This window comes from Escherichia sp. E10V5, assembly GCF_004212315.1.
GTDB lineage: Bacteria > Pseudomonadota > Gammaproteobacteria > Enterobacterales > Enterobacteriaceae > Escherichia.
The window spans coordinates 16423-28653 of sequence record NZ_RHJM01000001.1; the positions used below are offsets into that span (position 1 = coordinate 16423).

Genomic DNA, 12231 nt, shown 5'->3' on the forward strand with positions numbered 1-12231 from the left:
GAGTAGGCCTGATAAGACGCGGCCAGCGTCGCATCAGGCGTCATGCTCAAATGCCGGATGCGGCGTAAACGTCTTATCTGGCCACAAATGCTGCCCTTTGCGTAGTAGAGAGTAGGCCTGATAAGACGCTATCAGCGTCGCATCAGGCATCATGCTCAGACGCCGGATGCGGCGTAAACGCCTTATCCGATCTACAAAAGCGGAGTTTAACTCCGCTTATACAGCGGCAGCCAAATCACCAGACGTAAACCGCCCAGCGGGCTGTCTTCCGCTTTCACCCAACCACGGTGCTGCTGAATGGCGGTTTCGACAATCGCCAGCCCCAAACCTGTACCGCCAGATTCACGATCGCGCGCTTCATCTGTACGATAGAACGGGCGGAAAATCTGTTCGCGATCTTCCGGGCTAACGCCAGGACCATCGTCGTCCACCGTAATGGTGATACCGTCTTTATCTACCGCAAAGCCCACTTCAATCTTCGTATGGGAATAACGCAGAGCATTACGAACAATGTTTTCCAGCGCACTTTCCAGGGCGTTCGGGTTGCCGTACAGCGGCCACGGCCCTGGCGGGAAGTTAACCGTAAACGACTTGCCCATCTGTTCCGCTTCGAATGCCGCGTTATCCAGCACTTCGTTCCATAACTGGTTGGCTTTGATTGTCTCGCTCACCAGCGCGTTTTTCTGCTGATTACGTGACATCACCAACAGGTCGTTGATCATGCTGTCCAGACGCTGGGCTTCGGTTTCAATACGCTCCAGTTCCTTGCTTTCACCACTACGACGACGCAGTAACGCCGTACCCAGTTGCAGACGCGTCAGCGGCGTGCGCAGCTCGTGAGAGATATCAGAAAGCAGGCGCTGCTGGGAGGTCATCATGCGTTCCAGTGCGGTCACCATCTGGTTAAAACTGGCACCTGCGGCAAGAAATTCTTGTGGCCCCGCTTCCAGTTCCGGATGCTGGCGTAAGTTCCCCTGGGCAACTTCATCGGCAGCGTTTTTCAGCTTACGCGCCGGTTTTGCCAGGCTCCAGGCCAACCACAACAGCAGCGGCGTACTGACCAGCATGGTGACAATCAGCAGTAATAGCGGGCGGTCAAACAGTAAGTTTATGAAATCGGATTGAGAACTGCTGGCCGGGCGAATCAGATACAGTTGGTAATTATCTTCGCCATCACGCACGGAGAACGGACCCACCAGTTCCACGCGACCATACTTTTTCTTCTGCGGATGATCGGCGTTATCGGCCTGACCAATAAAGTTGCGAATGATCTGCATTTCGCTGCGTTCAGCGCCGATCACGCGGCCTTCAGTGGTCACCAGTAATAAACGCTGGCCTGGTGGCGCCCACTTATCAATGGCCCGGAACAGGCGACGCCACCACATTAAATCGTTGGGTGGATCGTTCGCCAGTTCCGCTTCGACATGCTGCTCAATCATCAGCCCCTGACGCTGTTCGCTATCCAGAAGCTCGGTCATCTGGCGTGAATCGAGCTTGGGTAACATCAAAACCAGCATCAACACCAGCGCCAGCGTCAGCCAGAAGATGGCGAAGATGCGCGCGGTTAAGCTGCCTATCATGAAGCGGAAACCATCAGATAGCCGCGACCACGCAATGTTTTAAACCAAGGATGACCGTCTTTACGATCCGGCAGCTTACGACGCAGGTTGGAAATATGCATATCGATAGCACGGTCGAAAGGCGTCAGGCGTTTGCCCAGCACTTCCTGGCTTAAATGCTCGCGAGAAACCACCTGACCCAGATGCTGCGCCAGTAGGTAGAGCAGGGTAAATTCAGTACCGGTTAACTCCAGTGTTTGCCCGTCGAAGCTGGCTTCCTGACGGCCTGGATTCAGCACTAAGGCATCAACTTCCAGCGTTGGCGAACCGTTATCGCTGTTCTGCTGTTGCTCGCTCCAGTGCGAACGGCGCAGGATCGCGCGAATACGTGCAACCAATTCACGATCGTTAAACGGTTTCGGGAGATAGTCATCCGCACCCAGCTCAAGGCCGAGGACGCGATCAAGTTCACTGCCGCGAGCCGTCAACATAATGACTGGCGTCTGGTGTGTCTGGCGAAGCGCTTTCAGCGTATCGATACCATTTTTCTTCGGCATCATCACATCAAGCAAAAGTAAATCAATGCTGTCGTCCAGAAGAGCAAGCGCCTGTTCCCCATCGTGGGCAACAATCACGTTGAAGCCTTCCATCTCGAGCAGCTCCTTTAACAGGGATGTCAGCTCTCGGTCATCATCAACTAACAGGATTTTATTCATTGTTTAAATACCTCCGAGGCAGAAATTACGTCATCAGACGTCGCTAATCCATGACTTTACGTTGTTTTACACCCCCTGACGCATGTTTGCAGCCTGAATCGTAAACTCTCTATCGTTGAATCGCGACAGAAAGATTTGGGAGCAAATGATGCGCATAGTTACCGCTGCCGTCATGGCCTCAACGCTGGCAGTCAGTTCATTAAGCCACGCTGCTGAAGTCGGTTCAGGCGATAACTGGCATCCGGGAGAAGAACTTACGCAGCGCAGTACGCAGAGCCATATGTTCGACGGCATAAGTTTAACCGAACATCAGCGTCAGCAGATGCGAGATCTTATGCAACAGGCCCGGCACGAACAGCCACCTGTTAATGTTAGCGAACTGGAGACAATGCATCGCCTTGTCACCGCAGAAAATTTTGATGAAAACGCTGTGCGCGCACAGGCAGAAAAAATGGCGAACGAGCAAATAGCTCGTCAGGTTGAGATGGCAAAAGTCCGCAACCAAATGTATCGCCTGTTAACGCCGGAGCAGCAAGCGGTTTTAAACAAGAAACATCAACAACGAATGGAACAGTTGCGCGACGTGACGCAATGGCAAAAAAGTTCATCGTTGAAGCTATTGAGTAGTAGCAACTCACGTTCCCAGTAGTAAACCCTGTTTTCCTTGCCATAGACACCATCCCTGTCTTCCCCCACATGATGTGGGGGTTTTTTTTATCCGCAATTTGCCTGTTACTTGATGCATTGCAGATGATTTGCATCCGTTATACTACCGTCAGTTGATAGCGGGAGTATTTATGAATCAATCTTATGGGCAGCTGGTCAGTCGGGCAGCGATTGCTGCAACGGCGATGGCTTCGCTGTTATTACTGATTAAAATTTTTGCATGGTGGTATACCGGATCAGTGAGTATTCTCGCTGCGCTGGTGGATTCGCTGGTGGATATCGGTGCGTCATTAACTAACTTATTGGTCGTGCGTTACTCACTGCAACCTGCCGACGATAATCACTCCTTTGGTCACGGTAAAGCTGAATCGCTCGCCGCGCTGGCGCAAAGTATGTTTATCTCCGGCTCCGCGCTGTTCCTGTTTTTGACCGGTATTCAGCATTTGGTTTCTCCGACACCGATGAAAGACCCGGGTGTTGGGGTTATCGTGACTATTGTGGCGCTAATTTGTACGATTATTCTTGTCTCGTTTCAGCGTTGGGTCGTTCGCCGGACGCAAAGCCAGGCAGTGCGGGCAGATATGCTACATTATCAGTCTGATGTTATGATGAACGGCGCGATTTTGCTGGCGCTGGGATTGTCCTGGTACGGCTGGCATCGTGCTGATGCCCTGTTTGCTTTGGGAATCGGCATCTATATTTTATATAGCGCGTTACGCATGGGGTATGAGGCGGTCCAGTCATTATTGGATCGCGCGCTGCCCGATGGCGAACGACAGGAAATTATTGATATCGTGACTTCCTGGCCGGGAGTTAGCGGCGCTCACGATCTTCGCACGCGGCAGTCAGGGCCGACCCGCTTTATTCAGATTCATTTGGAAATGGAAGACTCTCTGCCTTTGGTTCAGGCACATATGGTGGCGGATCAGGTAGAGCAGGCTATTTTACGGCGTTTTCCGGGTTCAGATGTGATTATCCATCAGGATCCTTGTTCTGTCGTACCCAGGGAGAGTAAACGGTCTACGCTTTCATAATCCGTACAAAAGAGAGCCAGACCCGCATTTTGTGTATAAAATACCGCCATTTGGCCTGACCTGAATCAATTCAGCAGGAAGTGATTGTTATACTATTTGTACATTCGTTGGATCACTTCGATGTGCAAGAAGACTTCCGGCAACAGATTTCATTTTGCATTCCAAAGTTCAGAGGTAGTCATGATTAAGAAAATCGGTGTGTTGACAAGCGGCGGTGATGCGCCAGGCATGAACGCCGCAATTCGCGGGGTTGTTCGTTCTGCGCTGACAGAAGGTCTGGAAGTAATGGGTATTTATGACGGCTATCTGGGTCTGTATGAAGACCGTATGGTACAGCTAGACCGTTACAGCGTGTCTGACATGATCAACCGTGGTGGTACATTCCTCGGTTCTGCGCGCTTCCCGGAATTCCGCGACGAGAACATCCGCGCCGTGGCTATCGAAAACCTGAAAAAACGTGGTATCGACGCGCTGGTGGTTATCGGCGGTGACGGTTCCTACATGGGGGCAATGCGTCTGACCGAAATGGGCTTCCCGTGCATCGGCCTGCCGGGCACCATCGACAACGACATCAAAGGTACTGACTACACCATTGGTTTCTTCACGGCATTGAGCACCGTTGTTGAAGCTATCGACCGTCTGCGTGACACCTCTTCTTCTCACCAACGTATTTCCGTGGTGGAAGTGATGGGCCGCTACTGTGGCGATCTGACTCTGGCTGCGGCTATTGCTGGTGGCTGTGAATTCGTTGTGGTTCCGGAAGTTGAATTCAGCCGTGACGATCTGGTAAACGAAATCAAAGCCGGTATCGCGAAAGGTAAAAAACACGCGATTGTGGCGATCACTGAACATATGTGTGACGTCGACGAGCTGGCTCATTTCATCGAAAAAGAAACTGGCCGTGAAACCCGCGCAACTGTGCTGGGCCACATCCAGCGTGGTGGTTCCCCGGTACCTTACGACCGTATTCTGGCTTCCCGTATGGGGGCTTACGCTATCGATCTGCTGCTGGCAGGCTACGGTGGTCGTTGCGTAGGTATTCAGAACGAACAACTGGTTCACCATGACATCATCGATGCTATCGAAAACATGAAGCGTCCGTTCAAAGGTGACTGGCTGGACTGCGCGAAAAAACTGTATTAATGATTTCGGAAAAAGGCAGATTTCTTTAGCCTGAAACCGATGACAGAGGCAAAAATGCCTGATGCGCTTCGCTCAATCTATTGAGTTTGCAAGCTTTTGTAGGCCGGATAAGGCGTTCACGCCGCATCCGGCATGAACAAAGCGCACTTTGTCAGCAATATGAGGCGGATTTCTTCCGCCTTTTTAACTCCCCTATATATACCCGCAAGTTATAGCCAATCTTTTTTTATTCTTTAATGTTTGAATCCCTTTCTGGCACGCTTTGTTCATCACAACACAACATAAGAGAGCCGGGCGATGAACAAGTGGGGCGTAGGGTTAACTTTATTACTGGCAGCGACCAGCGTTATGGCAAAGGATATTCAGCTTCTTAACGTTTCGTATGATCCAACGCGCGAACTGTACGAGCAGTACAACAAAGCCTTCAGCGCCCACTGGAAACAGCAAACCGGCGATAACGTGGTGATTCGCCAGTCGCACGGCGGTTCGGGTAAACAGGCGACGTCGGTAATCAATGGCATAGAAGCTGATGTCGTCACGCTGGCGCTAGCCTATGACGTGGATGCCATTGCTGAACGTGGTCGTATCGATAAAGCGTGGATCAAGCGTCTGCCGGATAACTCCGCACCTTATACTTCTACCATTGTCTTCCTGGTGCGCAAGGGCAATCCAAAGCAGATTCACGACTGGAACGATTTGATTAAGCCTGGTGTTTCGGTGATCACCCCGAACCCGAAAAGTTCTGGTGGTGCTCGCTGGAACTACCTGGCCGCCTGGGGCTACGCCTTGCATCACAACAACAACGATCAGGCAAAAGCGCAGGAATTCGTGCAGTCGTTGTATAAAAACGTCGAAGTACTGGATTCCGGTGCGCGCGGTTCAACGAATACCTTTGTTGAGCGCGGCATTGGCGACGTGCTGATTGCCTGGGAAAACGAAGCTCTGCTGGCGGCGAATGAACTGGGGAAAGATAAATTCGAAATCGTCACGCCGAGCGAATCTATTCTCGCAGAACCTACGGTGTCAGTTGTCGATAAAGTGGTAGAGAAAAAAGGCACTAAAGAGGTGGCGGAAGCTTACCTGAACTATCTCTACTCGCCAGAAGGCCAGGAGATTGCGGCTAAAAACTACTATCGTCCGCGCGATCCTCAGGTAGCGAAAAAATATGAAAATGCCTTTCCGAAGCTGAAGTTATTCACCATTGATGAAGAGTTCGGTGGCTGGACGAAAGCGCAAAAAGAGCATTTCTCTAACGGCGGCACGTTTGACCAAATCAGCAAACGTTAATTTTGTTGAAGGCAATCAGACCCGGTGGCATCTCGCGACCGGGTTTTTTATTTGTCACGATTTTGCGTTACCCTTGCATCTCTTTGAGGTACAGGGAAAAAAAGATGAAAAAAGCAGGTCTTCTTTTTTTAGCGATGATGGTTATCGCTGTTGCTGCTACAGGCATTGGTTACTGGAAATTGACCGGTGAAGAGTCGGACACGTTGCGCCAGATTGCCCTTGAGCAATGTTTACCCAACCAGCAGCAAAACCAAAACCCTTCGCCATGTGCGGAAGTCAAACCCAATGCCGGATATGTGGTTTTAAAAGACCTCAACGGTCCTCTGCAATATTTGTTGATGCCAACGTATCGTATTAACGGCACTGAAAGTCCATTGTTAACCGATCCTTCAACGCCTAATTTCTTCTGGTTAGCCTGGCAGGCGCGTGATTTTATGAGCAAAAAATACGGCCAGCCAGTCCCCGATCGCGCGGTATCTCTGGCGATTAACTCCCGTACCGGGCGCACGCAAAACCATTTTCATATTCATATCTCTTGTATTCGTCCTGATGTGCGCGAACAACTGGATAATAATCTGGCGAATATCAGCACCCGTTGGTTACCGCTGCCCGGTGGGCTGCGTGGGCATGAATATCTGGCACGTAGGGTAACTGAAAGCGAGCTGGTAAAACGGAGTCCGTTTATGATGCTGGCAGAAGAAGTGCCAGAGGCACGGGAACATATGGGCAGTTACGCGCTGGCGATGGTGCGGCAGAGTGATAACTCGTTTGTATTGCTGGCGACGCAGCGCAATCTGCTGACGCTGAATCGTGCTTCAGCCGAGGAACTTCAGGATCATCAGTGTGAGATTTTGCGTTAAAGCGAGGAGTTGTTGAGGAAAGCTAAGTGCCGGATGCGATATCCGGCACCAGTCAGACTTAAGCCTGTTTAGCCGCTTCTGCAGCTTTAACGATCACTGCGAAGGCGTCAGCTTTCAGAGAAGCACCGCCAACCAGCGCACCGTCGATGTCCGGTTGAGCGAACAGTTCTGCGGCGTTAGACGCGTTTACAGAACCGCCGTACTGGATGATCACTTGTTCAGCGATGTTAGCGTCAACTTTAGCGATGTGGTCACGGATAAATTTGTGAACAGCCTGAGCCTGCGCCGGAGTTGCAGATTTGCCAGTACCGATTGCCCATACTGGTTCGTAAGCGATTACCGCACCTTCGAATGCCGCAGCACCCTGAGTTTTCAGTACCGCGTCGATCTGACGTGCGCAAACTTCTTCAGTTTTGCCCGCTTCGTTTTCAGCTTCGGTTTCACCGATGCACAGAACCGGAGTCAGACCCTGCTCTTTCAGCACCGCGAATTTTTTCGCGATCAGTTCGTCAGACTCTTTGTGGTAAGTACGACGTTCAGAGTGACCGATGATGATGTACTGTGCGCCGATGTCTTTCAGCATAGCAGCAGAGGTTTCACCAGTGAATGCGCCGGACAGGTTCAGATCCACGTTCTGCGCACCCAGCATGATGTGGCTGCCTTCAGCTTCACGCTTCGCCATATCGATGTACATTTCTGGTGGCGCGATTGCAACGCCACAGCCATCAACGCCTGCCAGCTCTTTACGCAGGTTAGAAACCAGCTCATGAACCATGTGGCGGCTGCCGTTCAGTTTCCAGTTACCCATCACTAAAGGATGTCGCATTTTAATTCTCCACGCTTATAAGCGAATAAAGGAAGATGGCCGCCCCGCGGGGCAGCAGGTCTGTGAAACAGTATAGAGATTCATCACTGGAAAGGCTTTGCTTTTTGTCATTTATTCAACCCTTCAAGCGATTCAGATAGCGCCAGCTTAATCGGTTCAACAGCGAAGGTCAGTCCCTTTTCGCCGTTGTCCGCGACAACATAGCGCAGTGCGCCTTCTGTCTCTGTGTAATAACGTTTGTTTTTCCCCGCAGTAAGGAGCGACTGTAGCTTTTTCTGGCTTTGTGTTTTGGTCATCAGCGGGGTGAGTGTGCGGATCACCGCCGCCATGTATTCATGAGCTTTTGCTTTGGCGGCTTTTTGCTCTGGTCCCTGGATTGGTAGCCAGGTAATTTGAATGCTTTTGATTTTTAAAGTGCCACGCTCCAGCGCCGTAGAGGCATACAAGTTCTCGTTAATTTTACTGGCGGCGCGAGTCAGATTGGCTTTGTCGGGGCTGCTGTCGATGGCGCGAAACTCGTTCAGTGGCAGGTTGGGGTTCTGGCTGTTAAAGTTTTCTCGAAACTGGCTGATGGAGAGATCGAAGGTAGGGGCGCCAGCATGCAGATAGGGCGCAGTGGTCGCCGTACCTGGTGTTTGTGCATGCACCGTTGTGCTAACGGCTGATGCAGAACATAAGAGAAAAAACAGCGTAAACCCTGGCTTCATCGACAGTACCTTTTGTTATGACTGGCTCCGATTAAAACGATATCTGTCTCCCTTGTCAAAAGGGTAGAATCCTGGAAAAGACAACCATCAAGGAACTTACATGACCATACAGCAATGGTTATTCTCGTTTAAAGGGCGTATTGGGCGCCGTGATTTCTGGATTTGGATTGGCCTCTGGTTCGTTGGCATGCTGGTGCTTTTCTCACTGGCAGGTAAAAACTTACTCGATATCCAGACCGCCGCGTTTTGCCTGGTGTGCTTACTTTGGCCGACAGCGGCAGTAACGGTCAAACGACTGCACGATCGCGGGCGTTCCGGCGCATGGGCATTTTTAATGATTGTAGCGTGGATGCTGCTGGCGGGTAACTGGGCGATTTTACCGGGCGTCTGGCAATGGACGGTGGGGCGTTTTGTCCCGACGTTGATTCTGGTGATGATGCTTATTGATCTTGGCGCATTTGTCGGTACGCAGGGCGAAAATAAATTTGGCAAAGATACTCTGGATGTGAAGTATAAAGCCGACAATAAATCAAGTAATTAACCTTTAATATATCTTTTATTGCTATTTTTTTCCGGGATCGTTATTTCCACGCTGGAAATGACAATGCCCGGAAAATCCTCCTCATTTCCTCACCTTAAGCAATATCAAAAAAAATGGTAATCCATAAGATCATTACTTGTTTGTTCTTCTCTTAACGGCGCATTATTCTTAAGTCGTAATCGACAGAGAGGCGAATATACAGAGGTGCCCTATGAAAGATGTCGTAGATAAATGCAGTACTAAAGGATGTGCGATTGATATCGGTACGGTGATTGATAACGACAACTGTACCAGTAAGTTTTCGCGCTTTTTTGCCACCCGCGAAGAAGCAGAGTCCTTTATGACCAAACTGAAAGAGCTTGCCGCCACTGCATCCTCTGCGGATGAAGGGGCCAGCGTGGCCTATAAGATTAAGGATCTGGAGGGGCAAGTTGAGCTTGATGCGGCCTTCACCTTCTCATGCCAGGCCGAGATGATTATTTTTGAGTTATCCCTGCGTTCGTTAGCTTGATGGAGTCGCTTTAGAAGGAGTTAAACATGGCTTATAAACACATTGGCGTGGCAATTTCCGGAAATGAAGAAGATGCCTTACTGGTGAACAAAGCCCTGGATCTCGCCAGACATAATGACGCTCACCTGACATTGATTCATATTGATGATGGCTTAAGCGAGTTGTATCCGGGCATTTACTTCCCTGCAACAGAAGATATTCTTCAACTATTGAAAGATAAGTCAGATAACAAGCTGTATAAACTGACGAAAAATATTCAGTGGCCGAAGACCAAACTGCGTATTGAACGCGGAGAAATGCCGGAAACACTGCTTGAAATTATGCAACAAGAGCAGTGCGACCTCCTTGTCTGTGGGCATCACCACTCATTTATCAACCGTTTGATGCCGGCATACCGCGGGATGATCAATAAGTTGAATGCGGACCTGCTCATCGTGCCGTTTATCGATAAGTAACCGCTTACCAGTAATGCTCCGCTGTCATGTGGCCCGGTCGACGACGTAAATGTTTCGTCATCTGCCGGGTTTCTTTTAGCAGCTGTTGCGTATCGCGCACCATTTGCGGATTACCACAGAGCATCACATGACTGGTTTCTTTATCCATTGGTAGGCCAACCGCGTTTTCCAGTTCACCGCTTTCAATTAACGCCGGTATTCGCCCGGTGAGCGAACCCGCAGCCGTTTCCCGACTGACCACCGTCTGAATGCGCAGTTTCCCTTCGTAGCGTTTTTCCAGTTCTTGCATCAGCGGCAGATAGCTTAAGTCGGCGGCATATCGTGCGGCGTGAACCAGCACCAGGTTTTTGAAGCGATCTAAATCTTTGCCCAATTGCAGAATTGATAAATAAGGGCCAATCGCTGTACCGGTTGCCAGCATCCACAGTGTTTCGCAGTCCGGCACTTCATCCAGCACAAAGAAGCCAGCCGCCTCGCTAACCACTTGCACTTCGTCACCCGGTTTTAGCGCCGCCAGTCGCGGGCTTAATTTGCCATCGGGAACGGTGACCAGGTAAAACTCCAGATCGGGATTATCGGGCGAGTTAACGTAGGAGTAAGCGCGCTGGACGCGTTCGCCGTCAATTTCAAGGCCAAGTTTAGTGAATTGCCCGGCGGTAAACGGAAGCACGGGAGCGTGAACGGTGAGACTAAACAGGGCGTCGGTCCAGTTCTGCACTTTAGTGACTTTGCCTGTTACCCAATCAGCCATGTTTTTCTCCTGTTTTGATTGACTTGCCTTATCTTCGTTCTCCGAACAAAAAAATTCCAGTCCCGAAGGACTGGAAGGCTCAATCGATCAAATCACTCAGAGAATGTGCACCTGCATATCCGGGTCTTTACGATCCAGATAGTGAATCGACTGAATGCGACGAATAGTGCGGGATTTACCACGGATCAGCAGCGTTTCGGTAGTGGCGATATTGCCTTTGCGGCTAATACCTTCCAGTAGATCGCCCTTAGTGATACCGGTTGCGGAAAAGATGACGTTATCGCTGCGCGCCATATCGCCCAGACGCAACACTTTACCCGCTTCGATGCCCATTGCTTTGCAGCGTGCCAGTTCCTGTTCACCAATGCGGCGATTTTCTGCGTTGTCGCCTTTGACATCATGACGCGCCAGCAGACGGCCATTCATATCGCCATCTAACGCCCGAATCACCGCCGCAGAAACCACGCCTTCCGGCGCGCCGCCAATGCCGTAAAGCACGTCAACTTCGCTGTCTGGCATACAGGTGAGAATTGAGGCCGCAACGTCACCATCCGGAATCGCAAACACGCGCACGCCGAGTTGCTGCATTTCTGCGATAACGGCATCGTGGCGCGGTTTCGCCAGAATCGTTACCGTCAGTTCGCTCAATGGTTTGCCGAGCGCCGCGGCAACATTGCGCAGGTTATCCGCCAACGGCAGATTCAGGTCAATGGCGCCCTTAGCTCCCGGTCCGACGATCAGCTTTTCCATATACATATCTGGCGCGTTGAGGAAGCAGCCTTTATCGCCTACTGCCAGCACCGCCAGCGCGTTAGCCTGGCCCATCGCCGTCATGCGCGTGCCTTCAATCGGATCAACAGCAATATCCACTGCATCACCGCGACCAGTACCGACTTTTTCACCAATGTAGAGCATCGGTGCTTCGTCGATTTCACCTTCACCAATGACGATAGTGCCGTCAATGTTGACCTGGTTGAGCATAATGCGCATGGCGTTAACCGCTGCGCCGTCAGCGGTATTTTTATCGCCGCGTCCTAACCATTTGTAGCCAGCCAGCGCCGCAGATTCAGTGACGCGGGAAAATTCGATGGCAAGTTCTCGTCTCATAGCAAACTCTAAGCAGTAAGGAATGGCGCGAAGTGTAGCACAGGGGAGGGAGCGGATTATTGATGTGT

Annotated in this window: 14 protein-coding genes; 8 read left to right on the forward strand and 6 right to left on the reverse strand. The window is 50.9% G+C overall.

Annotated elements, in window-relative coordinates; genetic code table 11:
- Window positions 1-206: 206 nt before the first annotated feature.
- The gene (gene cpxA, locus D9738_RS00080) at window positions 207-1580 is read right to left on the reverse strand and encodes an envelope stress sensor histidine kinase CpxA (RefSeq protein ID WP_000580414.1); all 1374 of its coding nucleotides are present in this window, start codon (window positions 1578-1580) and stop codon (window positions 207-209) included.
- Window positions 1577-2275, reverse strand: a complete 699-nt coding sequence (cpxR, locus tag D9738_RS00085) for an envelope stress response regulator transcription factor CpxR (RefSeq protein ID WP_130206632.1) — start codon at window positions 2273-2275, stop codon at window positions 1577-1579. The genes cpxA and cpxR overlap by 4 nt, the downstream gene beginning before the upstream one ends.
- A gap of 148 nt (window positions 2276-2423) precedes the next feature.
- Here cpxR and cpxP point away from each other — a divergent pair, with 148 nt between their 5' ends.
- The 5 genes from cpxP to cdh all read left to right on the forward strand — a co-directional run bounded on the left by cpxP (window position 2424) and on the right by cdh (window position 7265).
- Window positions 2424-2924, forward strand: a complete 501-nt coding sequence (gene cpxP / locus D9738_RS00090; RefSeq protein WP_130206850.1) for a cell-envelope stress modulator CpxP — start codon at window positions 2424-2426, stop codon at window positions 2922-2924.
- A 148-nt stretch (window positions 2925-3072) separates the two neighbouring features.
- Entirely contained in the window at window positions 3073-3975 is a 903-nt protein-coding gene (fieF, locus tag D9738_RS00095) for a CDF family cation-efflux transporter FieF (RefSeq protein WP_064530279.1), read from the forward strand.
- A gap of 180 nt (window positions 3976-4155) precedes the next feature.
- Window positions 4156-5118, forward strand: a complete 963-nt coding sequence (gene pfkA, locus D9738_RS00100; protein ID WP_032185626.1) for a 6-phosphofructokinase — start codon at window positions 4156-4158, stop codon at window positions 5116-5118.
- 297 nt (window positions 5119-5415) lie between these two features.
- Complete coding sequence (sbp, locus tag D9738_RS00105; protein WP_130206630.1) at window positions 5416-6405, forward strand: sulfate/thiosulfate ABC transporter substrate-binding protein Sbp; 990 nt, start codon at window positions 5416-5418, stop codon at window positions 6403-6405.
- Between the two features lie 104 nt (window positions 6406-6509).
- Window positions 6510-7265 (forward strand): CDP-diacylglycerol diphosphatase, encoded by a 756-nt coding sequence (gene cdh, locus D9738_RS00110; protein ID WP_130259282.1) that lies wholly within the window; start codon window positions 6510-6512, stop codon window positions 7263-7265.
- 58 nt (window positions 7266-7323) lie between these two features.
- Here the strand turns inward: cdh and tpiA are convergent, their stop codons facing one another.
- The gene (gene tpiA, locus D9738_RS00115) at window positions 7324-8091 is read right to left on the reverse strand and encodes a triose-phosphate isomerase (RefSeq protein ID WP_130206626.1); all 768 of its coding nucleotides are present in this window, start codon (window positions 8089-8091) and stop codon (window positions 7324-7326) included.
- A 107-nt stretch (window positions 8092-8198) separates the two neighbouring features.
- Window positions 8199-8798: a YiiQ family protein gene (locus D9738_RS00120; protein ID WP_130259283.1), complete on the reverse strand. Its 600-nt coding sequence runs from the start codon at window positions 8796-8798 to the stop codon at window positions 8199-8201.
- A gap of 100 nt (window positions 8799-8898) precedes the next feature.
- On the opposite strand from D9738_RS00120, the gene D9738_RS00125 reads away from it, so the two are divergent.
- The 3 genes from D9738_RS00125 to uspD all read left to right on the forward strand — a co-directional run bounded on the left by D9738_RS00125 (window position 8899) and on the right by uspD (window position 10305).
- Window positions 8899-9339, forward strand: a complete 441-nt coding sequence (locus D9738_RS00125) for a DUF805 domain-containing protein (RefSeq protein ID WP_064530283.1) — start codon at window positions 8899-8901, stop codon at window positions 9337-9339.
- A 211-nt stretch (window positions 9340-9550) separates the two neighbouring features.
- Window positions 9551-9850: a DUF406 domain-containing protein gene (locus D9738_RS00130; protein WP_032204720.1), complete on the forward strand. Its 300-nt coding sequence runs from the start codon at window positions 9551-9553 to the stop codon at window positions 9848-9850.
- 26 nt (window positions 9851-9876) lie between these two features.
- The gene (gene uspD, locus D9738_RS00135) at window positions 9877-10305 is read left to right on the forward strand and encodes a universal stress protein UspD (protein ID WP_130259284.1); all 429 of its coding nucleotides are present in this window, start codon (window positions 9877-9879) and stop codon (window positions 10303-10305) included.
- 4 nt (window positions 10306-10309) lie between these two features.
- Here the strand turns inward: uspD and fpr are convergent, their stop codons facing one another.
- Together fpr and glpX are read right to left on the reverse strand one after the other, a co-directional pair.
- Window positions 10310-11056: a ferredoxin--NADP(+) reductase gene (fpr, locus tag D9738_RS00140; RefSeq protein WP_130259285.1), complete on the reverse strand. Its 747-nt coding sequence runs from the start codon at window positions 11054-11056 to the stop codon at window positions 10310-10312.
- Window positions 11057-11152: 96 nt separating this feature from the next.
- On the reverse strand, window positions 11153-12163 hold the full coding sequence (glpX, locus tag D9738_RS00145; RefSeq protein ID WP_130206618.1) for a class II fructose-bisphosphatase: 1011 nt from the start codon (window positions 12161-12163) through the stop codon (window positions 11153-11155).
- Window positions 12164-12231: the final 68 nt, after the last annotated feature.